The sequence below is a fragment of the Mycobacterium sp. SMC-15 genome (assembly GCF_045310925.1).
GTDB lineage: Bacteria > Actinomycetota > Actinomycetes > Mycobacteriales > Mycobacteriaceae > Mycobacterium.
Genome location: NZ_JBJIAJ010000007.1, coordinates 20,841 through 47,621, shown reverse-complemented (window position 1 = coordinate 47,621; position 26,781 = coordinate 20,841). Strand labels below are relative to the sequence as shown.

Below are 26,781 nucleotides of genomic sequence, written 5' to 3'. Positions count from 1 at the left end.
ACATCCTAGGCAGTCAGGACCGGGTCACTGCTTGTCTTCGCGGCGGTGATCTTGAAGTCTTCCAGTTCCAGCGTCTTGAGTTGGTTGACGAATTGCGTGGCGAAGCCAGGGAACATGGTGGCGTTGAAGCCATCCTCGGTCAGATACCAGCTCTGGCATCCGGAGTTCCACGTAGTGGACTTCAGGCGCCGTTGGATGTCCTGGTTATAGCGATCCTGCACCTCGGGCCGTACATCGATCGACTTCCATTCGTACTGCAGCAGTTTCGAGATCGCGCCGACGATGTAGTCGATCTGAGCCTCCATGTAGACCAGAGCCGAGCTGTGGCCAGGTCCGGAGTTCGGGCCGAAGGTGAAGAACAGATTCGGATACCCCGATACCGCCACACTGCGGTAGGCGTAGGCGCCCCTGCTCCACTCCGATGCCAAGTCGCGGCCGTCGATTCCGGTGATCGGGATCGGGGTGCCGGCCTTGGACACCTCGAAGCCAGTGGCGAACACGATGGCGTCGAACTGGTGCTCGATGCCTTCGACGGTGCGAATGCCCTTGGGTGACAACCGAGCGATGGGCCAGGTCACCAGTTTGCAGTTGTCTTTCTGCAGCGCCGGATAGTAGTCACTGGTCATCAACAGTCGCTTGCAGCCGGCGGAGAAATCCGGTGTGAGCTGTCGGCGCAACCACGGATCCTTCACCTGCGCCCGTAGATTCGCCAGGCTCAAGGTCTCCACCAGCCGGGTGAAGGGGCTGTCCCACACCACACCGACCGCAACCGACTCATGGCCCCAGAACCAGGCGGACCGCATCAGCTTCTCGACCAGCGGCACATCCTTGTAGATCTTCTTCAGCCAGCCGCCGGTCGCCGTGTTGAGCCGCGGCAGCACCCATCCCGGGGTGCGCTGGAACACCTTGACCGACTCGGCCACTTTGACCAGTTCGGGGATGATCTGCACACCGCTGGCACCGGTGCCGACGACGGCCACCTTCTTGCCGGTGAAGTCGTAGTCGTGATCCCAACGGGCGCTGTGGATCTTGTGCCCCTCGTAATCCTCGATGCCGGGAATGTTCGGGAGGCTGGCATTCGCCAGCGGCCCCGAGGCGACGATGACGGACTTGGCGCGCACCGCTTCCCGGCCGTCCAGGTCGATGGTCCATTCGCCGGCGTCCGCGTCGTAGCTGATCCCGGACACGTTGTGCTCGAACCGGATATACGGCGCGATCCCGAAGGATTCGACCATGTTGTCGATATAGCCGAGAATTTCGGAGCTGCCCGAGTAGGTGTGCGACCAGTCCGGGTTGGGCGCGAAGCTGTAAGAGTAAAGCCGCGACGGGATGTCGCAAGCCGCGCCCGGGTAGGTGTTGTCACGCCAGGTGCCGCCCACCCGGGTACCCCGTTCGAAGAGGGCGAAGTCGGTGATTCCCTGGTCTTTGAGGCGGATGGCGGCACCGATGCCGGCGAAGCCGGCGCCGATGATGGCTGTTGAGATAGTCACAGTGATCGTTCCTCTTACTTACGCGACCGGCTCGTAGGTCAGTTCCTGCGACCAAGTTGGGGTGTTGTGCACCAATGAGGGCGGGATGACTCCGGTGATCTTGACCAGGGAATCAGCCAGCCAGTGGTACTTGGAGCTGCGGTCGATCACCTTCTTGCCGTGCCAGGAGATGAACTGGTACATCGGCACTCGGCGGGCGAAAGAGCTTCGTTCGCCGACGCTTTGGAAGCGGCGCATCGCCTGGTAGAGGCGTTCTTCGTTGACGCCCATCGCCACGATGTTGTCGCGCATCTTGTTCAGCAGCGGGAAGTAGCTCAAGGTGCCGATCAGCAGCGCGGGATTCATCCAGCTGCCCACCAACTCGACCGCCAGCTTCCGCATGCTGGCGTGCCCCAGAATGTCCATCACCTCGAAATCGACCGCCAGGTGCCGCGACTCGTCGGAGTTGATCCGCTTGAAGACCTCTTGGGCCACCGGGTCTTTGACCTCGTCGGTGATGAACTTGATCAGCGCGCCGTCCAGGGCCACCTCCAGCATGGGGATGACGGTGCCCAGGATCGACAGCGACATGCTGTCGGAGAACTTGTCCAGCCAGGTGATCACCAGCTGAACATTGACACTCGGAGGTGGAATTTCGTCGTCGTCCAGCATTCCCCACCGTCGCATCAACGCGAGCTCGGCATTGGCGTGTTTCTGCTCTTCGGCGTGGAAGTGCTCGTAGATGCTCTTCAGGGTCGGAGTCGGGGCCTTCTTAGCTAGCGCCGCGAACCCACGGGCGCCGACGTTCTCGATCCACATCAGGTCGGTCATGAACGGCTTGAGCTTGGCCCACAGCTCCGGCTCGATCAGCTCGGCCCCAGGGGCGTCCCAGTCGATGTCGACCAAGGCCCACTGCTTGTCCTTGATCTTCTGCAGCATGTCGTCGAGGTTCATCGCCATGATCGGTTTTTTCCTTTCACAAGACGGTCATTACGAATTCAGTTCTGGGGAAGCAGCCGGGCGAGCAACCCGGTGCCTCGGACGTACAGTTCCGGGAAGTGCCGCTTCAGGTGCCAGATGACCGTGGCGTCGAGTTGCGGCACCACATACAGCCGGCCACTGTCGTGAGCGTCCAAGGTGCGTGCCGCGACATTGTCCGCCGACAGTCCGGTCCAGTGGGCCAGCTGCTGACTGAGGTTCATCGACGCCGGTGTGATCCGGCCGTCTTGAAAGACGTTGGTCTTCACGAAGGTCGGGCACAGCACCGTGACCGCGATGCCGGTGCCGTCCAGTTCGGCCGCCAGTGTCTCCGACAGCGACATCACGCCGGCCTTCGACACGTTGTAGGCGGCCATCGACGGTGCGGCGGCAAACCCTGCCGCCGATGCCACGTTGATGATCCCGCCGCGTCCGGCCTGCCGCAGCAGCGGAGTGAAGACCTCGCAGCCGTTGACCACGCCCCACAGGTTGATCCCCAGCGCCCAGTCCCAGTCCTCGAAACCGATGTCGCCGACCGATTTTCCGCCGATGCCGACGCCGGCATTGTTGATCACCAGGGTCGGTGGGCCACCGAAGATCTCCTGTGCACGCGTGGCCAGTTGCTCGATCGCGCCGCGGTCGGACACATCGCACTGCACCGCATGGGCGGTCCCGGTCGGCAGCTGCTCGATCAGCGCCACCGTCTCGGCGGCCCGCTCTGCGTTGATGTCGGCACAGATGACCTCGCCGCCACGACGAGCCAGCTCCAGGGCGAACGATCGTCCGATTCCGCTGCCGGCGCCGGTGACCACCGCCTTGGCGTTGGCCGTCCGTCGATCATGGCGAAACAGGGACAGCACCGTGTCGAGACCGAGCATCAGCGTGCCGCCCCAAGTTCGTCGGATCGCTGGTCGGCATAGACGCCGGCGATGAAGGCCGCCACGCGACGCAGCGCGGGACTGGCCTCCGGGGCCAGCCGGGGCAGGGCCTGGAAGACATGCACCATGCCCGGCCACACCTCCAAGGTGGAGGCTCCGCCGTTTCGGCGTAGCTCGGCGTCCAGGTAGCGCGAGTCGGCGCTGAGGATCTCGAAGCCACCCACCTGGGTGAACACCGGAGGCAGCCGATCCGCCCGGCTGAAATCGAGCCGAAGGCGCACATTGTGGGGGTCTTGGCCCCGCACGTAGAGATCCACCAGCCGACGGGCCGAGGCCGCCGACACCGCGGGGTCACGCCGCACCTTCTCCTGCTGCTCGGCCAGCTTCAGCGTGAGGTCGATCAAGGGCGAGAACAGCACCACACCAGCCGGCTGAAATGCCGGCTCGTCGGCGTGGGCGAGCAGCATGTCGCAGGTCAGGTGGCCGCCCGCGGAGTCCGCACCGATCACGATGTCGGCCGCGACGTACCCCTGGGCCAGCAACCACCGGTAACCGGCCTCGACGTCGTCGGCCGCTGCAGGCAACGGGTTCTCCGGGGCCAAGCGATAGTCCACGGAGAACATCGGCAGGCCGGTTGCCTCCGAGAGCCTGGCGACCAGCTTGCGGTGGGTTCGCGTCGAGCACAGCACGTATCCGCTGCCGTGCACGTAATAACCGGCCCGCCGGCCGAACTCGACGCCGGGCCCGAGCACCCATTCGCCGCGAACCCCTGCCTCGCGCACCGGAATGACCCTGGTGCCGGCCGGAGTGGACCCGAGCGTTCCCATGATGGTGGCGATCAGTCCGCGGGCGAACGCGATACCCGGACGATTCATCGGAATCATGGTGTTGAGAACGTGCAATGTCCAGCGCGTGGTCATGCCCGCAACCACCGCACGCATCGATGCGCGGGTGGGTACTGGCGGCAGGGTCGAGCCATCGAGTTCCGTCACGGCACTCACAACACCAGCGATCGTGCCATTTGTCAATGGCACGATTTGCGGTGTATAGGTCCGGGGAGGGCCTCAGGACACCGTGACCGGGCCCAGCAGCTCGGGCAGCTCCGCCTGGTACGGCGGCAGACTCGGCGTGGCCGGCCTCAGTTGAGGCGACGGGGCCGGAGGTGGCGTCGCACCCATGGCCCAGTTGCCGTCGTTACCGGCGGTGTAGGCCAGCCAGACCCGGTCGACGCCGGCCTGGGCTTTGGCAGCCTTGAGCAGTTCGTTCTGATACCCGGTGCGGGGTACAGCGAAGGAACCCTGACCGATGCACCCCAGGGCGCCGCCGGCGAACTGGCCAGCGCCGGAACTGATGTGCCAGCCGTCAGGGGCCTGGCAGGCGTAGCGCAGGAACTGGCCGCAGGCCTCGGCTTGGAAGCGACCGTCGCCGCTGTGCACGGCGCACTGTTGGGTGGGGCTGGACAGCGGTTGACCGTAGGACCAACTCCAGGCGAAGCCCGCCAGCTGATCGGCTTGTGGGTCTAGGAAGTTCGGGCCGGGCGCGTTGGCACCGCATTTCATCATCTCGTGGATATCGGCGGACGTCATCGGCTGGGCATTGCCGCCGCCGGCGAGCACGTCGACCAGCGTGCTGGAGTCGAAGAACCGCGTGTAGGAGCTCTCGTACTGCGCTCTGCTGAAGTAGCAGTCGGGGTACTGGACGGTGACCGGCCTCCCCTTCTCCGCCACATTGCTGTCGTTGAAGCCGAGAGCGTCCCAGGCCGCATTCTGACCGCAACCGCTGTTGGTGAAGAGCAGCACCTGCTTGCCGCTCGCGAGGATCTGGGCCATGCTCACGCCCCGCGGGATCGCCTGGGTGTCGCAGGAAGAGCCGGGCTGCACCTGCGACGGGCGGAACAGCAGGTCACGCGCGGAGGTATTGCCCAGCGTGCTCTCGATGACCGCGGCCCCGGCCGGCAGCGACTTGGTGACGTCGTCGACCGAGTCGTCGAGGCGATTCTCGATGTAGAGGACGATCACCTGGTCGGGGTGGGCGTCCAACCAGCGCCGTATCTCCTGCAAGCCCGCGGTCGCGGGCCGTTCGAAGGTGCAGCCCAGGTGGTTGTCGAAGCCGTGGCACAAGATCGGTGCGTAGCCGCCGGGGGCGCCCAGGCTGGGGTACCAGTGCAGGTCGAGCTCGAGGAACCGCATGTCCAAGTCGAGTTGGTTGACCAACGAATACAGCTGGTCGGGATCCATACCCGACAACGTCGGCGGGACATTGGCGTTGGTGTAGTTGAACGAGTTGTGGGTGGCAGGTAGCTGGGCCTCGGCCAGCGGCAGAGTCATGCTCAGCCGGTACTGCTGCGCCAGCGCCTTGTGCACCGGCCCGGCCAAGTAGTTCTGTACGGACCGCTCGCCGATGGGGCTGCCGTTGCGAAGGGCGCAATAGTCGATCGGGCCATTGATCACCCGGCACTGGCTGGCTACCAGCTGTGCCGCCGCGTCAAGGGTCTTGCAGGTTGCCGCCAGCTGCCCGGTTGCGACGTCGAAGCAGGCGCTGATCAGTCCGTGCTTGTTGCCGCCGAACCAGCTGCACGCCTCGACGGAACCGACCGTGCTGCAGGCGTTCACCAGCGGGTCGGTGACGCCGCCGATCGCCGTACACACCGGGGTGAACGCCGGGCCTAGGTCGGTACAGGCGGTGGCCAGCGACGGCGGCGCGGAAGACGGCGACATCACCGTGATGCCGACGGTGGCCGGCGTCGAGACCCCCGAACCGTCGGTCGTGGCGTAGCTGAAGGCGTCGGTACCGACGAAGCCGTTGGCCGGGGTGTAGGTAAACGTGGCTCCGGTGACAGTCGCCGTGCCGTTTGCGGGTGGGGTGACGATGGCGAACTGCGTGGCCGGGTTCGCCGGAACGGCAACCAGTCCCGCGCTGACCGGGGTGGCGGTAGTGGTCACGGCCACCACGTTCTGCGGCTGAGCACCGGCTGCCGACGCCACTCCCGGAAAGCCCACCGCGGCCCCGGCGCCTCCGGAAAGGACCGACAGCGCAGCGATGACCGCTGTCCAGCGCAACCGGCGGGTGGTGAGCCTGGTCGTGACGGTCCACCCGAAGTGGCGCCGGAAACGCTCAGCTGTCGCCCCATCGACCACAGGCCAAACTCCTTACGGTTACGACCCCCGCAACGTTCAGGCAACTTCCGTAACAATGAGCAACAGAAATCACACTGGTAACACGACACGATCACAGATCGAACTCAATGAATTCTTCGGATTAACTTGGCTTGCGCTCACTCAAGGCGCTCGCCATTCCGGGCGGCGCGAACGCCGAATGGTTCAGAAGTCCGCCAGCAGAGCGCCCGGCTCGCCCGAGTCCCCCAGGTCGAAGTCGCCGAGGTCCGGCGGCAGCGAACCGTCGATCGGCGAGTACGTGGCACCGATCGACTCGGCGACAGCGCGCGGCAGATAGTTCACCAGGGCATCGACGAAACCCGTTTGGTTCACGTCCTCGAACGGCGCCAGAAGCCCGGCCAGGCCCGGGGCTTCGCTGTTGAGATAGGCGTTGAGGAGGTCGGCCGGTGCGCCGAACAGCCCCAACAGCGCACCGGTGATATCGCCGGCCGACAGGTCATCGACGAAATTGCGGGCGAGCGTCTCGAATTCGGCGACGACGGCCTGCAAGGAGCTGAGCGCGGCAAGCCCGACCGGCACCTGTACTGCGTGCAGGGTGGCCATCGCCGCGTTCACGATGTTGCCGACGATGTCGATGGGGATCGCCACCAGGCGATCCACCAACCCCAAGATCGGAAAGGCACTGATCACAATGGCAATGGCCTGGCCCAGCGCCGCCGTGATATCGCTCGACGAGATGGCGCTGAACAGCGTGTCGAGCTGGTCGGGCAGGTTGATCAGCCCGTCGACGAATGACTGGGCGGTCGCCCCGAATGCTTCGAACGTCCGCTGCGCGTAGTCGAACCCGTTGGTGGCCAGCTGGACCACTATGGGCAGCGGGTCTTCCAGCCAGTGCGCGCCGATGGTGCCCAGATTGGTGAAGGTGTTGGTGATCAGGTCCACGTACGGGTCGAATGGACTGGCTGTCAGCTCGACTGCGCGCACGGCGACATCGGAAGGCGGCGCCACCAGCGGCGTCGCGATCAGGGTGCCCGCCGCCAACGCTGCGATGGCGGCGGTGATACCGGGGTGGCTGGCTAATCCCACAACACTCATTTCATGACTGGAGCCACTACGGTAACTCTGGGCACGCTGGTCAACCGCAGGAATGGGTGATTTTTGGCATGCCGCTTGCAGGGCAATGAGCGAATCCGTAGCGCCGGCCATCGCTTGACTGAGTCCTCAAGAGCGGACCTAAGTCTTCTTATGCCGGCCCGCCGCCTCCTTTAGCACATCACCGGGCCGGAGGTTGAGTATTTGATTCAGCGAATCTTTCAAATCCGAAGACGAAAATTGACGCCAGTTGCAACAATCCTGTCAGTTGCCAACTGGCGGCACAGCGTACGGTCCGACATCTGCTGGGGGCATGTCGGGCAACGTAATCGCTTGCCGTGCAAACACCTTGGCGACACCACCAGTGACCGCTCCGAACAAGGGGGTTCGATGAAGCAAATCATCTTCGGCGTCGCACTATGTGGCGCCGCGTTGGCGTTCGCCGGTGCGGCCAACGCCGCCAACGACAACCAATACGACTTCCTCTACGGCTCAACCGACGCGTTGGTCCTGGGCCCAACCGGGATCGCGACACCGACCGCCAACTACATCAGCAACGGGATCGACCTGTACCTCGGTCCGCTGGGTTACGGCGGCACCGTCGAGTCTTCCGTGGCGCTGAGCATGCCCAACAGCTGGGACTTCCTCGAGAGCGTCCCGCAGGGGCAAGCCATCCTCGTCGACGCGATCCTGGCCGACTACAACGCCGGCGAGATGGGCTGTGACGCCTCGGGCGTGTGCAGCGACCCGCTGACCATTTTCACCTACTCCCAGAGCAGCCTCATCGCCTCCTACGCCCAGGAGCAGCTCTCTGATGCCGGCGTCCCCACCGACGCTTTGCGTTTCGTGATGCTCGGCGCCAACCCCGCCGCCGTCCCCACCGACCTGTACCCCACCGAAGTGTTCAACATCCAAGGCGACGTCTTCGCGGACAACTTGGGCAAGAGCTGGTGGGACCTGCTGTTCGGGAACACAAGTTGGCAGGATCTGTTCTACGGGTTGGCGCTCCATCAGGTCTACCTCGGGCTGACACCAGACCAAATCGACTCGGCCACATCGGTTGTCGATGGGATGACCACGTTCAACGATATTCCCACGCTCGACACCGGTGAACTGATCCAAGCGCTGTTCAACTCGTTCTTTGCCGTGTGAGCTCCAGGTAGGAGTTGAGCCGGGCGGCGCTCGGCTCAACTCCGCCCGGAATGCCTCAGTGCCACCCCACGGCAGACCAAGAACGTGGTAGGGCGGGCGGGGCTCGAACCCGCGACCAATGGATTATGAGTCCACGGCTCTAACCAACTGAGCTACCGCCCCTGATACGCATGCGCGCGGGAACTATCGTGCCATGCCGCGCAGCAGCGCCTGTATGCGCCGCCGCCCCCGATCAACGCCGTCACGACGTAGCGGCCGACGACACGCATCCGCTGTCGGGCGCCCGCCGGTCGTCGATAGCGATTGACTTCCCGGCCAGAGCATCTGGCAGATCCCCGGGCGGGGAACCGCCGAACTCATCCGCCAGATCACGCACCTATGGCACACCAAATCATCTTTATATTGCAATGTGTGCATGTTTTGGGTATCGTCGCTGCCATGAACACGACAGAGCACCAGACCCACTCCCACACCGAACACACTCACGGACCCGACTGCGGCCACGAGGCAGTTCAGCACGGCGACCACGTGGACTACCTCCACGACGGCCATCGTCACGCCGCTCACGGTGATCACTACGACGAGCACTGATCACCGACCGGCACCGCAGGCAACCGATGGGGAAGGCTCCGCAACAGCGAGGCCTTCCCCATCGGCATGTGAGGAACGCCGGCTAATTGCCGCTGGCCGGCTCATTTCGGCGGATCGGGCAGCTCCATACCGGCCAAGCGAACCGGGTCCGCGATCGACACGATGCCGGCCAGCCGGCCGTTTCGCACCGTGCATGCCATCAGGGCCAGCGGCCGGCCGGTCGGGCCCCAACCCAAGATTCCGGGCTCGCCGTTGATCAGGACACGGCGCGCCGTGATGCGCGCCCCCTGACCTCGACGGACCGCCTCTACCACCGCACTGGATCCGGTCGTCACGCTCACCCCGCGGGCCGTGTGCTGACGCCAGGTGACCTCGGGGTCGAGTACCTGCAGCAGAGCCTCGAAGTCACCGCCCTGCGCGGCGGCCAGGAAAGCATCGACGACCTCGCGCTGCGCACGCCGATCCCCTGCTGGGGTGGGTACGTCCTGGACTTTGCGGCGTGCCCGGCTGGCCAGCATCTTGGCGGCATCAGCCGACTTCCCCACGATCGGCCCGATCTCGGCGAAGGGCACGGCGAACATGTCGTGCAGCACGAACGCGAGCCGTTCCTCGGGGCGCAGCGCCCCCAGCACGACCAGCAGCGCCAGCCCGATCGAATCCGACAGCACCGCAGCGTCTTCGGGGGTGTCGTGGTCGACGGTCACGACGAGCTCGGGCAGGTCCTGATCGATCGAGACTTCAGGCCGGGCGGTACGCGAACGCAGGATGTCGATGCAGATGCGGCTGATCACCGTCGTCAACCACCCCGGCAGGTTGTCGATCGCATCAACGTCCTGACGGGACAGCCGGAGCCACGCCTCCTGGACGGCATCTTCGGCGTCGGACCCCGAGCCCAACACCCGATACGCCAACGCCAACAGACGATGGCGCTGCCGCTCGAATATCTCTGCCAGCTGCGTCTCGGTGGTCATCGGTTACCTCTCGTGGTGGCGGTCCGTCATAGGTAATGACGAACCCCACCCAACCGAGGTAACCACGAAGGAGTCCGCCATGAACACCACCCTGTGGATCATCGCCGGCGTCGCCGCGACCGCGTATGCCATCGGTGGCGCCACCCTGCTCCTGCTGCCCCGGGCCAAATACCGGGCACTGGGCGCCAACCAGCACTGGGTCGACGATTTCGGCGACGGCCACCTGCGAACCATTGGCACGATCAAGCTGCTGGGCGCGACCGGCCTGGTCCTCCCGGCCGCAGCCGGTGTGGCACCGCTGCTCGTGCCGATCGCCGCCACCGGTCTGATGCTGTTCATGGCCGGGGCCGCCACCACCCGATTCCGCCGCAGCGAATGGGCCTACATGGCCGGCGACGTCGTCTTTATCGCTATGTTCGCATTCCTGGCGTGGGGCCGATTGGCCCTGCATCCGTTCGCCTGAACCCACCCGGCACGAGCGACGGGACCTGGCGGCGATATTGCCGGTACTCGTCGCCCAGAGCAGCGATCAGGTCGCGCTCCTCGAGCCGCACCGCCACCAGGATGTAGCCGGTGGCCGCGACCGCGAACAACAGGTGGCCGGCGGTCATGGTGGGCGTGGCCCAGAACGCGATCACGAATCCCACCATCAGCGGGTGCCGCACCACCCGGTAGAGCGCCCTGGCGTGAAAGCCGATATGGGAGTACGGCTGCGCCCGCCATGCGAGATATACCTGACGCAGCCCGAACAGGTCTACGTGGCTGATCATGAACGTCGACGCCAGGGCAATGGCCCAACCGATCCAGAACAGTCCCCACAGCACCGTCCGCTCCGCGGGCACCGTGAGGTTCCAGATGGTCGTCGGGATTGGCCGCCACTGCCAATACAGCAGGGCCAGAACCAGATTCGATGCCAGAACGTAGGTGCTGCGCTCGATGCTCTCGGGCACCACGCGGGTCAACCACCGCTTGAACGCCGGGCGCGCCATCACGCTGTGCTGCACCGCGAAAAGTGCCACCAGCGCGACATCGATGACGATCGCCAACCCGATTGGTGCGGGCGGACCGTGATCGACGCTGCGCGGCACGACGAAGTTGCCGACGAAGCCGACCAGGTACAGGAAAACCGCGAGGAAAGCGAGATAGTTGAGTGCCCCGTAGACCAGGGCGAGATAACGGGCCATGGCGCCCTCCCCCAATTGCCGACTCCGCCATCGTAGTCCCTCGAACCCGCAGGTCACCACAGGTTTCGTCGGGCAAGTGATCGAGCATTATCAAGGTCGGCTTACTATCCCAAGATGACCGCGGAAACCTTCGTCACCCACGCACCCGGCGATGTCCGGATCATCGCCGACCGGCACGGTGACCCCAACGCTCGCGCAGTGGTGTTCCTGCATGGCGGCGGGCAGACCCGCCGGTCCTGGGGCCGGGCCGCCGCGGCGGTTGCCGAACGCGGCTGGCAAGCGGTCACCGTCGATCTGCGCGGCCACGGCGAGTCGGATTGGGCCAGCGAGGGCGATTACCGGTTGGTCAGCTTCGCCGCCGATGTTCACCAGGTGCTGCGCACCCTGCCGCCGGACCCGGTACTGGTCGGTGCCTCGCTGGGCGGGTGCACCGCCATGCTGCTCGGCGGCGAACTGGCGCCGGGGGCGGCCAGTGCGGTGGTGCTGGTCGACATCGTGCCCAACATGGATGCCTCAGGTGCGCAGCGGGTGCAGGCGTTCATGGCCGAGAACATGGAGTCCGGCTTCGACTCCCTCGATGAGGTCGCCGACGCGATCGCCGCCTACAACCCGCACCGACCCCGCCCCACCGACCTGGGCGGGCTCACCACCAACCTGCGACGGCGCGGCGATCGCTGGTACTGGCATTGGGACCCGCAGTTCATCAGCGGCCCCGAGCACCAGGGCCCGATGGAGATCCACGATGTCGAGCGGCTCAACGCCGCGGTACAGACCATCCTCGACGGCGGGGTGCCGATGCTGCTGGTACGCGGCCAGCTCAGCGACCTGGTCAGCGCCACCAACGCCGAAGAGTTCTTAGCCCGATTCCCGCAGGTGGAGTTCGTCGATGTCGCCGGGGCCGGTCACATGGTCGCCGGGGACCGCAACGACATCTTCGCCGATGCCATCCTGGGCTTTCTGGCCCGCCACTCCGCCTGAGCTCAGCCGAACACGGTCTGGCCGTCGGCGTCCAGCAGATAGCGCTCGGTGCCCTCGGCGACCCGCGGCGCGTCGGCGGCCAGCGCCACCGCGATCTTGTTGCCGGCGTTGCGCATCACGTCCAGCGTCAGTTCGACGGCCTGCCGATCGGTGAAGTGCCGGCGCACCCCGGCGGCCACCCCGGGATCGATGTGGGCCGGTGTCCAGACCAGCGCGTCGACGTAGCGCAGCGCCGCCTGCTGCGCCGAGCTGAGCAGCCGTGACTTCTCGAAGTGCTCGATGTCGTCATAGAGCGACTCGGACCCGCCGGCGTCCAGGGCGGTCGTCTCGCGCAGCGACTTGCACAGCCGGCAGTTGTGCTGGGCCGCACCGCGCAGCCGCACCACCTCGGAGGTCACCGGATCCAGGGATCGTAGTCGGGCGACGGCGGGCATGAACCCGTTGAACAGCACATCGGCCGGGTGGCCGGTGTGATCCCACGCGATGGGGTCGGGCCAGGACACCACGACACCGACCGCATCGAGGCCGGCGCGCACCCGCGGTACGAAGTCGCCGATGTACATCTGGACTACAGCATCAAAGGCCTTGTCCCCCAGCGCCTCCCGCAGTCGCACTCGCTGGTCGTCGGTGATCATTGAGACGTCGACACTGAACTGTTCGGCGAATTCGGTTACCACAGGATCGACACCGGATGCATCGGCGCTCACCTCGGCTGGTAGCGGCGGTAGGCCCAGCGTCGGGCCGCACACGCCGCGGACCACGGCGCCCAGCCGGCCACCCGAGCACGCCACCAATCGATTCAGCTCACCGAGAACGTCCATCCCACCGAGTTTATGCGGCGGCTCCAGCTTCGCCTCTCCTTCGTCGAGGCTCGCTAAACCACCGATTATGGACACTGCCGCCATAGGCTGAAACCCATGCGTGTCGTCATGATCACCAAAACCGGTCCCCCATCGGTGCTGCAGGTGCAGGACCAACCCGACCCGCCGCCGCCCGCCAGCGGCCAGGTGCGGATCGGGGTGCGTGCGGCGGGGGTGAACTTCGCCGACCACCTGGCCCGAGTCGGCCTGTATCCCGATGCGCCGAAGCTGCCCGCCGTGGTCGGTTACGAGGTGGCCGGGACCATCGAGGCGGTCGGTGACGGTGTCGACCCGGCCCGGGTCGGCGAGCGGGTGCTGGCCGGCACCCGATTCGGCGGCTACGCCGAGATCGTCAACGCCAACGCCGCCGACACTGTCGTGCTGCCGGCGTCGATGAGCTTCGAGGAAGGCGCCGCCATCCCGGTGAACTACGCGACGGCCTGGGCGGCGCTGCACGGTTACGGGTCGCTGCAGGCCGGCGAGCGGGTGTTGGTGCACGCCGCGGCCGGCGGCGTCGGCATCGCGGCGATCCAGCTGGCCAAGGCCGCCGGGGCCGTCGTGCACGGCACCGCGTCGCCGGGCAAACACGCCCAGCTGGAGGCGTTGGGCATCGACCGGGCAATCGACTACCGCCGCAAGGGCTGGTGGGCTGGCCTGCCGCCGTACGACATGGTGCTCGACGGGCTCGGCGGCACCTCGCTGCGGCGCTCGCTGAAACTGCTGCGTCCCGGCGGACGCCTGGTCGCCTACGGTCTCTCGTCACTGCAGCAGGGTGAGAAGCGGTCGCTGCTGCGGGCGGCCCCGCAGGCGTTGGCGATGCTGCGCGGCTTCAGTCTGATCACGCAGATGGAGCAGTCCAAGACCGTGATCGGCCTGAACATGCTGCGGCTGTGGGACGACCGCGGCACGCTCGGACCCTGGATCGCCCCGCTGTCCGAGGCGCTGGCAGACGGGACCGCGGCCCCGGTGGTGCATGCGGCGGTGCCGTTCGCGAATGCCCCGGAGGCCCACCGCATTCTGGCCGCGCGGGAGAACGTCGGCAAAGTGGTGCTGGTGCCCTGATCCGCGCGTGCGGGGCGGTGGATTCCCGCCAACGCGCACGCCGGATTCATCCGGCCCCGGGCGGCCGGGGCATCCGAAATCGGCGGTCCCGCATGCGAAAAACCGGGGTACCGCCACGGCGGGGCGCCAGCCTGTCCATCGGTCCCATGACCGCGGTCGGAGGGTGGCCCACCGCAGGCCTCGCCGCGTTGGCCGCTTCCGCCGAGGCTGCGCCCACGGCCGCCGATCGCGGCGACTTGACGGCCGCATCGCCGACGCCTGCCGTCGGCGTTGCCGTCAACCAGTTCTGCGGCACCGACAACTTTCCGACCGGCGCCGCCTTTCCCGCACCCGCCAGCACCGCGGCGGGCACACCGGTCAGGGCGGTGCCGTGCGCATCGACCGTGACGACCGGGGTGGCCAGCGCGGCGCCGGCGGCCGCCTTTGCCTGCGCGTTCAGAATCGCCATACCGAAGACGCCCTGCGATCCGGTTGTGAACACCACCTGCTGAGCGACGCCCAATACGCCCATGGTGGGGCCGAAAGCCGCCACCTGATCGACTATCGGCAACGATGCCGGTGGTGGTGTGGCCTGGGCAAAGCCCACTTGTGATGGCTGCGCCGATGCCGTGGTGAGAATGTGTGGCTGTTCTGACGCACCCGAAAGCAGCTCTGCCAGAAGCACTTGCGTATCCCCGGCGACGACGTCGGCGACGGCGCGCGCCGCCGCGGCCTGCTGGGCGGATTGCCCGCCGACGTCGGTGGTCTCCGGCGGCCGGGGAAACGATGCCAGCATCCGTGCCTGCGCCGAGGCTCCGGCATAGCCATACATCGCGGTGGCGTCTTGAGCCCACATCTCGGCGTAGACGGCCTCGGTGGCCGCGATCGCCGGCACGTTCTGCCCGAAGAAGTTCGTGGCCACCAGCATCGCCAACTGGGTGCGATTGGCCGCCACCGCCACTGGTGGCACCGTCGCGGCGAACGCCGTCTCGTAGGCGCCCGCCACCGCCCGGATCTGGGCGGCGGTCTGTTCGGCCTGCGCCGCGGTTGCCGTGGCCCACGCCATGTATCGGGTGGCGGCCGCCGCCATGGCGTCGGAGGCAGGACCCGACCAGCGCTGGCCCTGCAGACTCGAGATCGTGGCGGAGTAACCGGTTGCGACCGACTCCAGTTGCCTGACAATGTCGTCCCACGCCGCGGCCGCCGCCATCATCGGCCCCGATCCCGGACCGGCATACATCCTGGTCGAATTGATCTCGGGGGGCAGTGCGCCGAAATCAAACATCAACTGCCCGGTTAGTTCGGCGAGGGGCCCGAAACCCTGGGTGGTAGTTCACCAAATGGGCGCGCATGAGTTAGCCACCGCAGGACGGACGGGGCATCTTGAACGGACTGGGCTCGACACGCAGGGCGCCAGCGACCGATTGGCGCCCCAATCCTCCACCCACCATTGCCGCCATCGGCCCCATGCCCACTGCCGGTGAAGCGCCGGGCATATCCGCTTCCGCGCTGCCCTGCCACGGGGACGCACCGTCAAGCTCTGCTTCCGTTAGCCACACCGGGTCTTCGGTAGCGGACGCTACCGGGGTGGCATCCGCCCACGCCGGCGGCACCGACAGCTGTCCCACCGGTGCCACGTCGCCACCCATACGGGCAAGCACCGCGTTGTGACCGTCGGCAGCACCACCCGACTCGGCTACCGGCGCTTCGGCATTGGCCAGGACCGGACCGGTCGCACCGGCCGCTCCGATGCCGGCGCCACCATGGGTCAGCAGGAAGGCGTTCCCGGCCAACGCAAACGAGCCGATCGCCGAGACCGTTCGCGCAGTCTGTAAGCCGAAAGAGGTCGGCCCCAGCAGGATGTTTGCCGCCTCGATCAGTTCCAGCGGCAGCAACGGGTCTGCCTGTGCGGGCAGCGCCGCGGCTTGGCCTGTGGCCAGGCCGCCGAGCTGTTGCGGCAGGGCCGTAAGCAGCTGCGACAGGAAAGTCTGCGAGTTCGACGCGCCGGTAGCCCCCGCCGAACCGGCCACCGCGGCGGCCTGGGCCACACCACCTGCCGGGTTGGTTGTCGGCGGTGGCGGTTGAAACGACGGCAACTGCGTCGCCGTCGCCGTCTCAGACGCGTAGCCGAACATAGCGAGGGTGTCTTGGGCCCACATCTCGGCGTACTCGAACTCGGTGACCGCGATCTGGGGCGTGTTCTGTCCGATGACATTGGCCGCAGCCAGGCTCGCGAGCCGGGCACGGTTGGCTGTCACCACCGCCGGCGGCACTGTCGCGATACGCGCGTTCTCGTAGCTGGCCGCCGCCGCGCGCGCCTGGCCGGCGGCCCGTTCAATCTGGCTTGCGGTTACCGTCGCCCATTCGGCGTAAGGCGTTGCCGCGGCGGCCATCGCCGCAGATGCGTTGCCGGCCCAACTCTCGCCCTGCAGATCCGCGATCACCGAGAAATAGCCGGTAGCAAATGAATTCAGTTGGGCAGCGAGTGCATCGTAAGCCGCTGCTGCGGCCAACAGTGGTCCCGATCCGGGGCCGGCATAGATTTTTGCCGAGGTGATCTCGGGCGGAGACGTTCCAAAATCCAACACCGCACATATCCCCTCTAGTTGCCGTTCTATCGGCGACCAGCGGTGCCGGACTCACCCCGCGTCTGGAGTTCATGGAGCTGATCGACCAACGCTGGTTCAACCGGACCTGATTGTGTGGCGACGTCGCCGCCGATCACGGGAAGTGCGTTCCCGACAATGACTCCGGCCCGGTGGAAATCTGCTTCCACCTGCTTCCAGCTTCATCGGCGAACTCGCCGTGCGCTATCGGAGCTGACACCCAATCACGGGGGGAGGCGACCTGTATGAAAAAGGTGCGCCTGATGAAAGACGCCAGCCGCACCGGCCGGCCCAGCTCAGACCGTACGTGCCAACCGGTGCGCCAGCAGCTCGGCGAAACGCGCCGGATCCTCCAGCGCCCCGCCCTCGGCCAACAGCGCCGTGCCGTAGAGCAGTTCCGCGGTCTCGGCCAAGTCGGCGTCCTCGCCACCTCGCGCGTCGTGCGCTTGCCGCAGTCCGGTGACCAGCGGATGGCCCGGGTTGAGCTCGAGGATGCGCTTGCCGACCGGAACCTCCTGGCCGTTGGCGCGGTAGATGCGCGCCAACGCCGGGGTCATCTCGAAGGTGTCGGTGATCAGGCACGCCGGCGACTCGGTGAGCCGGGTGGACAGCCGCACCTCTTTGACGTGCTCGGTCAGCGTCTGCTCCAGCCAGGAGATCAGCTCGGCGAAATCCTTTTCCTGCTCCTTGCGCTGCTCCTCGTGCGCGGTCTTTTCCTCCTCGGAGTCCAGATCCACTTCGCCCTTGGCCGTCGACTGCAGCGGCTTCCCGTCGAACTCGGCGACGGCGTTCACCCACACCTCGTCGACCGGGTCGGTGAGCAGCAGCACCTCGTAGCCCTTGGCCTTGAACGCCTCCAGGTGCGGCGAGCGCAGCAGTTGCTGACGGGATTCGCCGGTGGCGTAGAAGATCTGCTCCTGACCCTCTTTCATGCGCTCGACATACTCGGCCAGCGTGGTCGGCTCGGAGTCGCTGTGGGTCGAGCCGAACGAGCTGATCGCAAGCAGTGCCTCTTGATTGTCGAAGTCGGAGAGCAGCCCCTCCTTGACCACGCGACCGAACTCAGTCCAGAAGGTGCGGTAGTCCTCGGGCCGCTGCGACTGCAGCTCCTTGATGGTCGACAGCACCTTCTTGGTCAACCGCCGCCGAATCGCATTGATCTGCCGGTCCTGCTGCAGGATCTCTCGGGAGACATTGAGCGACATGTCCGCCGCGTCGACGACACCCTTGACGAAGCGCAGGTACTCGGGCATCAGCTGGTCGCAGTCGCCCATGATGAACACGCGTTTGACATAGAGCTGCACGCCGACCTGGGCGTCCCGGTTGAACAGGTCGAACGGGGCGTGCGACGGGATGAACAGCAGCGCCTGGTATTCGAAGGTGCCTTCGGCCTTCATCGCGATGACCTCGAGCGGGTCGTCCCAGGCGTGCGCGATGTGCTTGTAGAACTCGCTGTATTCCTCTGGCGAGACTTCGTCTTTGGGGCGCGCCCACAGCGCCTGCATCGAGTTCAGTGTCGCGGTCTCCACCGTGACCGTCTCTTCGCCCCCCGCCTCGCCTTCCGGGTCGGCGGGTACCCGGCGCTCGATCTGCATACGGATCGGCCAGGCGATGAAGTCGGAGTACTTCTTGACCAGGCCCCGGATCGTCCACTCCGCCGTGTAGTCGTGCAGCGCGTCTTCGGCGTCTTCGGGCTTGAGGTGCAAGGTGATCGACGTGCCCTGCGGTGCATCGTCGACGGGTTCGATGGTGTAGGTGCCATCACCACTGGATTCCCACCGGATGGCTTCGCTCTGGCCGGCCTTGTGGGTGACCATCTCGACCTTGTCGGCGACCATGAACACCGAGTAGAAGCCGATCCCGAACTGGCCGATCAGCTCTTCGGAGTCTTTGGCATTCTGCGCGTCTCGCAGCTGCTGACGCAGTTCGGCGGTGCCGGAGCGGGCCAGGGTGCCGATCAGGTCCACCACCTCATCACGCGCCATGCCGATGCCGTTGTCGCGAACCGTCAGGGTGCGGAGGGTCGTGTCCACCTCGATCTCGATGTGCAGGTCGGAGGTGTCGGCCTCGAGCTCCTTGTTGCGGAACGCCTCAAGCCGCAGCTTGTCCAGTGCGTCCGAGGCGTTGGAGATGAGCTCCCGCAGGAACGCGTCCTTGTTGGAATAGACCGAGTGGACCATCAAATCCAGTAGCTGCCGGGCCTCAGCCTGAAACTCCAGTTGCTCCACACGTGCGCTCATAGGCGCCAAATTTACCCGCGGCCTCGTTGTCCCCCGAGGGCGCGTCACGACCGGCCCCGACAGGGGCCGATCGCGCCTTTACCGGATCTTGACCGTGCGTTGAATCGCCCCACCGACGATTGCCAGGTGACTACCATTCAAGCCGTGGAGCTGGGGGTTTTGGGACCTCTCCAGGCCCGGCACGACGGCGCCTCGGTCACCATCCCGGGCGCCAAACCGCGTGCGATCCTCACGATGCTCGGTCTGCACGGCGGTTCTGTCGTGTCGGCCGAAACGCTGATCGATCTGATCTGGGGTGACGAACCGCCCCGCACGGCGGCCAAGGCGCTGCAGACTCACATCTCCTCGTTGCGTCGGGCGTTGGGCGACGGCTTCGTTCTCACCGAGGGAATGGGCTGGATCCTCAACACGGCCGAGGTGGATGCCCCGCGGTACAAGCTGGCCACCAAGACAGGGCGAGAGGCCGCAGCAGCCGGCGATACCAGCCAAGCGGTGGTCCGCTTCGAGGAGGCGCTGAACCTCTGGCGCGGAACCCCCGAACTGCCCGATTCCCGCCGGGGTGTTTCGGAGAAGACACGCTGGATCGAGGGGCACGCCGCCCTGGTCGAGGACCGCGCCGACGCGCTGCTCGCGACGGGACGGGCCGCGGAGATCATCGGTGAACTGGAAGCCGCGGTGGCCGATGGACCGTTGCGCGAGCGGCGATGGGCACAGCTGATGCTCGCCCTCTACCGCGCCGGTCGACAGGGCGAAGCCCTGGGCGCGTATCAACGAGCCCGGTCGTTGCTCGCCGACGAGCTCGGCGTTGATCCCGGGCCGGAGCTTCGGCGGCTCGCGGCCGCGATCGTTGCCCAGGACTCCGCATTGGAGCACCCGGTGGCCCAGCATCTTGCCTCGGTGACACGCGCCGTGACCTTTCTGCTCACCGATATCGAGGGGTCGACCGCCGCGTGGGAGGCCGATGCCGACGCCATGGCAATCGCGCTCGCACGCCACGACGAACTCGTTGAACAGGTCGTCACCTCACGCGGCGGGCGGCTCATCAAAACCCGTGGCGAAGGCGATGCCACGTTCTCGGTCTTCGACCGGCCCTCAGCGGCGGCCACGGCGGCTATCGAGCTGCAAGACGCGATCCTCCACGAGCCGTGGGTCCTGCACGAACCCATGCGGATCCGGATCGCCCTGCACACCGGCGAGGTGGAGTTGCGCGACGGTGACTACTTCGGTCGTGCGGTCAACCGTGCTGCCCGCCTGCGGTCGCTGGCAACCGGCGGCCAGATTCTGTGCTCCGGCGCGACGGCCGAGCTCGTCATCGACACCCTGCCCAACGACGTCGGTCTCGCCGACCTCGGGATGCGCGCACTTCGCAATCTGCCACGCCCGGAGCATGTTTTCGAGCTGCGCCTACAGACCGCCGAGCGCCGCGAGGAGACCGTCGATGAACCTCTCGAGCGGCCCGACCTCCCCGCGGTACTGACCGGCCCCGGGCGGTTTGTGGGTCGCGGTCTGGAGCTAGAGCGACTTGGCTCCGCGTGGCAGGCTGCGCTCGCCGGTGGGATTCACGCGATGCTGATTGCCGGCGAACCGGGTGTGGGCAAGACGCGCCTGGCCGGCGAATGGTCGCACCAGGTCTTCGAGCACGGCGCCGTCGTGTTGTACGGCCGATCGGATGAGGACCTCGGTGCCCCCTACCAGCCGTTCGCCGAGGCACTGCGTTCGCTCGTACCCTGCATCAGCACACAGCGCCTACGGGGATTGCGCGGCGTTGAAGCACTACTCCCCCTGATTCCGGGTCTGACCCAGGTGCTCCCCGATCTGTCCGCGCCGCCCCGCGCCGACCCCGACACCGAACGCTATGCACTGTTCGACGCCGTCGTCGCGCTGCTCGAACTCGCCTCTGCCAGTGCACCGGTCGTCCTGATACTCGACGATCTGCACTGGGCGGCCAAGCCGACGCTATTGCTGTTGCGGCATCTGCTGCGCTTCGGCGACCACACCCGGGTGCAGATCGTCGCGACGTACCGCAGCACGGACCTTGACCGATCCCATCCCCTGGCGGCAATGCTCGCCGATCTTCACCGAGACGGCACCGCGGATCGACTTGCCCTCAACGGCCTGGGTGCCGAGGACGTGACCGCTTACGTCGCCGACGCCGGATACGACGACGAACAGCTCGCCCGGGCGTTGGTGTCTGTCACCGGCGGCAACCCGTTCTTCTTGATCGAGGCACTGCGCCACGTGGACGAGAGTGGTGGAGTCTGGGATCCCAACACCTTGCCGCAGGGTATTCGTGAAGCCGTGAGCCGCAGGCTTTCCCGGCTTCCGGTTCAGACCAACAAGGCCCTTGCCGCGGCCGCTGTGGTCGGCAGCCACTTCGCGGTGGACCTCGTCGAACGGGTAGTCGAACAGGACCTCGTCGACGCCTTCGATGAGGCCTGCAAGGCCGGCATCGTCATCGAAGAGTCCGGCGGGCGATACCGGTTCAACCACGCCCTCGTCCGGCAGGCGCTGATCGCCGAGTTGGCATCGGTGCGACGCATGCGACTGCACCAACGTATCGCCACCACTCTGGAAGCCACCCCCGGCGCAGACGACGAGTTGCTGGGGGAACTGGCGTACCACTATTTCGAATGCGCGTGGGCGGGAAACGCGGCCAAAGCCGTCGAGTACTGCCGACGCGCCGCCGATCAGGCGATGACGCGCCTCGCCTACGAAGGCGCCGCCGATTTGTACGACCAGGCACTGCACGCGCTGGAGGAGATCGACGACGAGCTGCCCGATCGCGCCGACCAGAATGCCGAGCTGCTGGTCGCGCGCTGTGAGGCGCTGCTTGCGGCGGGTGAGGTGGCTTCGGCCACCCGCGCTGTCTCACAATTGCAGTCAGCGACAGTCGATTCGGTTCGGCTGGCGGCGTGGGCGACGTGCTTCGACGGGCAACTGTCGATGCTGGTGCACCCCGAACGACTGGATGAGATCGAGGCCGAGTTGGGCGCGGCTGCGGACACGCTGGCCGGATTGGGCGATGCCGAGGGAGAAGCCAAGGCCCACACCGTACGGGCCGGATGCCTTGCGCGTCTTGGGCGAATCGGCGACTGCGAGATCGCGTTGGACAGCGCACTGACCGCAGCGCGGCACGCACGTGAACAGCGTCGGGTGAACGCGGTGTTGGCGGGAGCGCCCCTGGCGGCACTGTGGGGCCCGAACCCGGTTCCGCGCGCGGGCGGGCGCTGTCTTGACGTGGTGCGGCTGTTGCGCATCACGACGGAGTCCCCGGCGGTCGAGGCGACATCGACACGGTGCCAAGCCGTCCTGGAGGCCTTTCGCGGCCGCGCCGCCACCGCGCGGCGCATGATCGACTCGGCGCGGCGCACGGTCAACGAGATCGGCCTGCGCCATGCCCTTCTTGAGGTGGAGCAGTTCGCCGGAATAATCGAGTTGGTCGGCGACGACCCGGAGAGCGCCGAGTCGCATCTACGCCAGGCCTACCACGGTTTCCGCCGCATGGGGCTGGACGCCGATACCGCCGAGACGGCTGCGCTACTGGGCCGGACCTGTCTGGCGCTGGGCCGCGACACCGAGGCGCAGGAGTTGTGCACCGAGAGTGAGCGTCTCGCGGGACACGCACTGAAGGCGTCGATCGCCTGGCGCACGCTGCTGGCGCTGCTGTTGACACGCCAAGGTGATCATGCCGCGGCGCGGCAGATGGCCGAGTCCGCAGTCGACCTGGCGCAGCGCACCGACGCCTTGGTCGATCACGGCGATGCGTGTCTGGCGCTGGCGACGGTGTTGAATGCCGCCGGCGATGAGGCCGGGGCGCGGGCCGCCGCGCAGCGAGCGGCGGGGCTCTACGAGCGGAAAGGCGCTGAGGCACTTGCCGCCAAGGCCCGCGCGATGCTGGGCCAACGGGTCACAGCTGCCCCCACGACTCCAGCCGAGTCGCCGGTCATGGACTATGACCATCCGGCTGTCCGCGCCGGTGAACGCGTGATGGCCGCAATTGAACGCGAGGCTTGGGACGAGTTCGAGCGAATGTTTGTTCCAGACGGCTTGATCGAGAGCCGCCGAAAGATCGTTGGCTTCCTGCCGGACGAGACGACGGTAGGCGAAGTGATGCACCACACCAGACAGGATCTCGAGTCCGGAGCCATTCGGGTTGAGCGAGTCGTTACCGCCGTGCGAGGCACACGCCTGGCCCTGGTCCGAATGTGCATTGGCACTCCCGACGGGGGGCCGGGGGCACCCGCCGATGAGCTGCTCCAGCTCTACGCCATCGATGAAGACGGGCGAATCGCACTGCAGGTGTGGTTCGACACCGACGACATGGACGCTGCGATCGCCGAACTCGATGCGCTGCATAGCCGATTCGAGGAACAACGCGAGTCCTGGCAGAGGTTGGAAAACGTAGCCAGCCGACTGTACGAGCGATTCAAGGTGTGTTTCGCAGCCCACGACTGGGGCGCCATAACCGCGATGGCCGCCGACGACATCTCGACCGACGACCGGCGCAGGGCGGTGAATTCCGGACTCCGACACGGCCCAGATGCATTCATCACCGAAATCTCGGGGCTCGTCGACGTCGTCGAGTCGTTCACCTCAGAAGTCGTCGCAACCCGTGGCGCGCGCCTGGTTTTAAGTCTTTCGTGTACTGACCTTTACGAGGGATTTCGCACCGAATTTCTCGACCTGGTCGAGGTCGATGCCGACGGTCGAGGCTTAGCCCGTGTCGTATTCGATCCTGACGACTTCACCGCTGCGCTGGCCGAACTCGATGCGCGTTATCTCGCCGGCGAAGCCGCCGCCTGCGCCGACACATGGTCGGCGATCACCAGAGCTTTTGCCGCCCTCAGCCGAGGTGAACTGCCTCCGACAAACGCCCAGTTCACCGACGTCGACAATCGGGCCTTTGCGACGGTCGGAACAGGTGACTTGATGACATACCTCCGCGTGGCTCTGGTCGACACAGTGCAGAACACCATCTACGTCGAAGCCGTACATCGGCTGACCGAGTACGGCGCGGTGATCACCCACGTCGCCAAAGGGATTTCGCAAGACGGTGTGGACGTACAGTGGCGCCTTCTCGACACCCTCACGGTCGATGGTGACCTGATCAGCCGCTGCGAGATGTTCGACGAGGCGGCCCTCGACACTGCGCTTGGGCGGTTGGACGCGCTGCGGCCGCAGAAGGCGCGTCGATTGCACAATGCGGCAAGTCAGGTGTCCCAACGCTTCCTGGCCCAGTTTGCCGTTCACAACTGGGACGCGATGGCCGAGCTATTGGCTGACGATTACTACCAAGACGATCGCCGAAGTACCGTGAACGCCGGAATTCGACGCGGTCGGGCTGCGGCCCTCGCAAATTTGCGCGTTGTCGCCGGGCTTGGCATCACCGAGGTCAAGGTGAGCGATGTCGCGACGCGTGGGGACTCACTCGTCCTCACCAGGAGCGTCTTCTCATTCCGGGATCAAGACCCTGAAGCATTCCTCGCCGAGCAACTCGACGTCGGCGAGATCACGTCGGACGGGCGGTTGGCGGCGAGCGTCTCGTTCGACGCCGACGACTTTGACGCCGCCATCGCCGAGCTCGACGCCCGCTACCTCGCCGGCGAGGCGGCAGACTATGCGCGTTCGTGGTCGGCGCTCACCCAAACGTATGCCGCAGCCAACAGGCAACAGCTCAGCCTGACGTCGGACTGCGTGAACATCGATCACCGCCGAATCGCAACGATCGAGACCGGCGACTTGGCTACCTACATCCGCACCTCATGGGACGAAGCGCAGAGCTTTCACGTCTATATCGAGGCGGTGCACAGACTGGGCACACGCGGTGCGGTCTTTACCCAAGCGGCACGGGGGACGTCGGACCAGGGCTTCGACGCCCAATGGCGAGAGGTCATTGTGGCCACCTTCGAAGGGGACCTGGTCAACCGCTGCGAGCTTTTCGACGAGACGGACCTCGACGCCGCGCTCGCGAGGTTTGAAGAGCTGTACCCACAGCCGACGCGGTTAGTCAATGCGGCTGGGCGGGTGTACGAGCGCATCCTGGTGCACTTCGCCGCCCGCGACTGGGCTGCAATCGCAGAGATCTTGGCCGAGGACTGTTCCACCATGGATCGTCGCCGAGTGGTCAATGCTGGCCTCCGACATGGCAGAGACGCCGTCGTCGCAGAAGTTACAGCAATAGCTGAAGCCGGCGTGACGCTTGCCTCAGTCACCGTTGCGACCCGTGGGGAACGCCTCGTCTTGAGGCGTGGCCGCGCCTTGGAGGATGTCCACCGACCCGATGCATTCCGCAATGATCTACTCGACGTGGTCGAAATCGACGCCAACGAACGGGTCGTGGCGCGCGTCATATTCGACGTCGATGACATCGACGCCGCGGTCGCAGAGCTCGACGCGCGCTTCGCCGCCGGCGAAGGGGCGGCCTGCGCACACACGTGGTCGGTCATAACGGCAGGCTATGCCGCATTCAACCAACGCGAATTTCCCGAACTCGACTGGGAGAACGTCGATCATCGTCGCGCGAGGGCGTTCGCGCCCGGCGAATTGGCCGCCTATATGCGCGCGACGTGGGACCTCGCGCCCGACGTCGGGTGCTACAGCGAGGCGGTGCATCGGCTCAGTGGCTTGGGTGCGGTCGTCACCCAAGTGGTGCGCGGAACCTCGCAGGAGGGATTCGAGGCTGAATGGCGCGAAGTCGTGCTCTTCACGGTCGAGGGCGGAATGATCAGCCGCTGCGAAGTATTCGACGAAGCCGACCTCGACGCCGCGCTCGCCCGGTTCGACGAGCTGACCCGATCAAGGCCCGCGCTTGAGAACGCGGCCACGCGGAACTGGGCGCGCGTTGCCGAGGCATTCAACCGCCGTGACGGGGATGCGATCTTCGCGCTCGGCAGCGTGGATGGCTGGTACGACGACCGGCGGAAAGGCCTGCGTCATGTTCTCGAAGGCTCAGAGCGGCGCAAGGTTGTCGACGCCACGTTGGAAACGGCCCTGAGCACGTGGCGGTTGGAGGTGGAGCCCATCGCCATTCGCGGATCTCGACTTTCGCTGACCTACGGCTGCTATCGCGACAGCGGTGATCCCGACCGGTCGATCGCCGTCGAGATGTTGCACGTCATGGAAGTCGACGCCGCCGGGCTGATGCGGTACACCGTGAACTTCGATCCCGACGACCTCGATGCCGCCCTCGCCGAACTCGAAGCCCGTTACCTCGCCGGCGAAGCGGCCGACTATGCGAACACGTGGTCGCTGGTCACCGGCGCCTATGCCGGGTTCAACCAGCGCGATCTTGCCGCGACGACGCCGGACTGGGTGAGCATTGACCACCGTCGCGGGGCGGGTTTCGCGCCCGGCGACATGATCCCGTACATGCAAGCTGCCTGGGATGATTCACCGGACACCAGGATCTACATCGCTGCGGTGCACCGGATCAGCAGCATCGGAGCGGTCGTCACCCATGTGGCGCAGGGGATTTCACAAGACGGATTCGACGCCGAATGGCGCGATATCAACGTCCTGACCGTCGACGGCAACCTGGTCGATCGTTGCGAACTGTTCGACCACGACGACCTGCACGCCGCACTGGCCCGGTTCGACGAGCTCAGTTGACCGAGACCGGCGTTGGA

General features: G+C 66.1%; 18 protein-coding genes and 1 tRNA gene. 6 read left to right on the top strand and 13 right to left on the bottom strand.

Annotated features, from left to right (window positions below):
- Positions 1–5: 5 nt before the first annotated feature.
- The 6 genes from ACJH71_RS11970 to ACJH71_RS11945 form a co-directional block, all read right to left on the bottom strand.
- Positions 6–1,490, bottom strand: a complete 1,485-nt coding sequence (locus ACJH71_RS11970; protein WP_406758241.1) for a flavin-containing monooxygenase — start codon at positions 1,488–1,490, stop codon at positions 6–8.
- Positions 1,491–1,508: 18 nt separating this feature from the next.
- A complete protein-coding gene (locus ACJH71_RS11965; protein ID WP_406758240.1) occupies positions 1,509–2,429 on the bottom strand; it encodes a ferritin-like domain-containing protein in 921 nt (306 codons plus the stop codon).
- Positions 2,430–2,467: 38 nt separating this feature from the next.
- Positions 2,468–3,325 carry an SDR family NAD(P)-dependent oxidoreductase gene (locus tag ACJH71_RS11960; RefSeq protein WP_406758239.1) on the bottom strand — a complete coding sequence of 286 codons (858 nt, stop codon included), beginning with the start codon at positions 3,323–3,325 and terminating at the stop codon, positions 2,468–2,470.
- Positions 3,325–4,317: an alpha/beta hydrolase gene (locus tag ACJH71_RS11955; RefSeq protein ID WP_406758238.1), complete on the bottom strand. Its 993-nt coding sequence runs from the start codon at positions 4,315–4,317 to the stop codon at positions 3,325–3,327. Before ACJH71_RS11955 ends, ACJH71_RS11960 begins: the two co-directional genes overlap by 1 nt.
- Positions 4,318–4,389: 72 nt before the next feature.
- Entirely contained in the window at positions 4,390–6,462 is a 2,073-nt protein-coding gene (locus tag ACJH71_RS11950; RefSeq protein ID WP_406758237.1) for an Ig-like domain-containing protein, read from the bottom strand.
- A gap of 183 nt (positions 6,463–6,645) precedes the next feature.
- The gene (locus tag ACJH71_RS11945) at positions 6,646–7,536 is read right to left on the bottom strand and encodes a hypothetical protein (protein WP_406758236.1); all 891 of its coding nucleotides are present in this window, start codon (positions 7,534–7,536) and stop codon (positions 6,646–6,648) included.
- Positions 7,537–7,923: 387 nt separating this feature from the next.
- On the opposite strand from ACJH71_RS11945, the gene ACJH71_RS11940 reads away from it, so the two are divergent.
- Entirely contained in the window at positions 7,924–8,685 is a 762-nt protein-coding gene (locus ACJH71_RS11940) for a PE-PPE domain-containing protein (RefSeq protein WP_406758235.1), read from the top strand.
- A gap of 85 nt (positions 8,686–8,770) precedes the next feature.
- Here ACJH71_RS11940 and ACJH71_RS11935 read toward each other — a convergent pair.
- Positions 8,771–8,847, bottom strand: a tRNA-Ile gene (locus tag ACJH71_RS11935).
- Positions 8,848–9,123: 276 nt separating this feature from the next.
- Between ACJH71_RS11935 and ACJH71_RS11930 the strand changes: the two genes are divergently transcribed.
- On the top strand, positions 9,124–9,276 hold the full coding sequence (locus ACJH71_RS11930) for a zinc transporter permease (protein ID WP_065040596.1): 153 nt from the start codon (positions 9,124–9,126) through the stop codon (positions 9,274–9,276).
- 101 nt (positions 9,277–9,377) lie between these two features.
- On the opposite strand, the gene ACJH71_RS11925 is transcribed toward ACJH71_RS11930, so the two are convergent.
- A complete protein-coding gene (locus ACJH71_RS11925) occupies positions 9,378–10,247 on the bottom strand; it encodes a sigma-70 family RNA polymerase sigma factor (protein WP_406758234.1) in 870 nt (289 codons plus the stop codon).
- A 79-nt stretch (positions 10,248–10,326) separates the two neighbouring features.
- Here ACJH71_RS11925 and ACJH71_RS11920 point away from each other — a divergent pair, with 79 nt between their 5' ends.
- Entirely contained in the window at positions 10,327–10,710 is a 384-nt protein-coding gene (locus ACJH71_RS11920) for a DoxX family protein (protein WP_406758233.1), read from the top strand.
- On the opposite strand, the gene mddA is transcribed toward ACJH71_RS11920, so the two are convergent.
- Positions 10,658–11,431 (bottom strand): methanethiol S-methyltransferase, encoded by a 774-nt coding sequence (mddA, locus tag ACJH71_RS11915; RefSeq protein ID WP_406758232.1) that lies wholly within the window; start codon positions 11,429–11,431, stop codon positions 10,658–10,660. The two genes, ACJH71_RS11920 and mddA, sit on opposite strands and share 53 nt — an antisense overlap.
- A gap of 114 nt (positions 11,432–11,545) precedes the next feature.
- On the opposite strand from mddA, the gene ACJH71_RS11910 reads away from it, so the two are divergent.
- Positions 11,546–12,409 carry an alpha/beta fold hydrolase gene (locus ACJH71_RS11910; protein WP_406758231.1) on the top strand — a complete coding sequence of 288 codons (864 nt, stop codon included), beginning with the start codon at positions 11,546–11,548 and terminating at the stop codon, positions 12,407–12,409.
- Positions 12,410–12,411: 2 nt separating this feature from the next.
- On the opposite strand, the gene ACJH71_RS11905 is transcribed toward ACJH71_RS11910, so the two are convergent.
- The gene (locus tag ACJH71_RS11905; RefSeq protein ID WP_406758230.1) at positions 12,412–13,230 is read right to left on the bottom strand and encodes a carboxymuconolactone decarboxylase family protein; all 819 of its coding nucleotides are present in this window, start codon (positions 13,228–13,230) and stop codon (positions 12,412–12,414) included.
- Between the two features lie 96 nt (positions 13,231–13,326).
- Between ACJH71_RS11905 and ACJH71_RS11900 the strand changes: the two genes are divergently transcribed.
- Positions 13,327–14,331, top strand: a complete 1,005-nt coding sequence (locus tag ACJH71_RS11900) for a zinc-binding dehydrogenase (RefSeq protein ID WP_406758229.1) — start codon at positions 13,327–13,329, stop codon at positions 14,329–14,331.
- 46 nt (positions 14,332–14,377) lie between these two features.
- On the opposite strand, the gene ACJH71_RS11895 is transcribed toward ACJH71_RS11900, so the two are convergent.
- The 3 genes from ACJH71_RS11895 to htpG all read right to left on the bottom strand — a co-directional run bounded on the left by ACJH71_RS11895 (position 14,378) and on the right by htpG (position 19,156).
- Complete coding sequence (locus ACJH71_RS11895) at positions 14,378–15,595, bottom strand: PPE family protein (RefSeq protein WP_406758228.1); 1,218 nt, start codon at positions 15,593–15,595, stop codon at positions 14,378–14,380.
- A 70-nt stretch (positions 15,596–15,665) separates the two neighbouring features.
- Positions 15,666–16,898, bottom strand: a complete 1,233-nt coding sequence (locus ACJH71_RS11890) for a PPE family protein (protein ID WP_406758227.1) — start codon at positions 16,896–16,898, stop codon at positions 15,666–15,668.
- Between the two features lie 314 nt (positions 16,899–17,212).
- On the bottom strand, positions 17,213–19,156 hold the full coding sequence (htpG, locus tag ACJH71_RS11885; protein ID WP_406758226.1) for a molecular chaperone HtpG: 1,944 nt from the start codon (positions 19,154–19,156) through the stop codon (positions 17,213–17,215).
- 144 nt (positions 19,157–19,300) lie between these two features.
- On the opposite strand from htpG, the gene ACJH71_RS11880 reads away from it, so the two are divergent.
- Complete coding sequence (locus ACJH71_RS11880; protein ID WP_406758225.1) at positions 19,301–26,764, top strand: BTAD domain-containing putative transcriptional regulator; 7,464 nt, start codon at positions 19,301–19,303, stop codon at positions 26,762–26,764.
- The last annotated feature ends 17 nt before the right edge of the window (positions 26,765–26,781 follow it).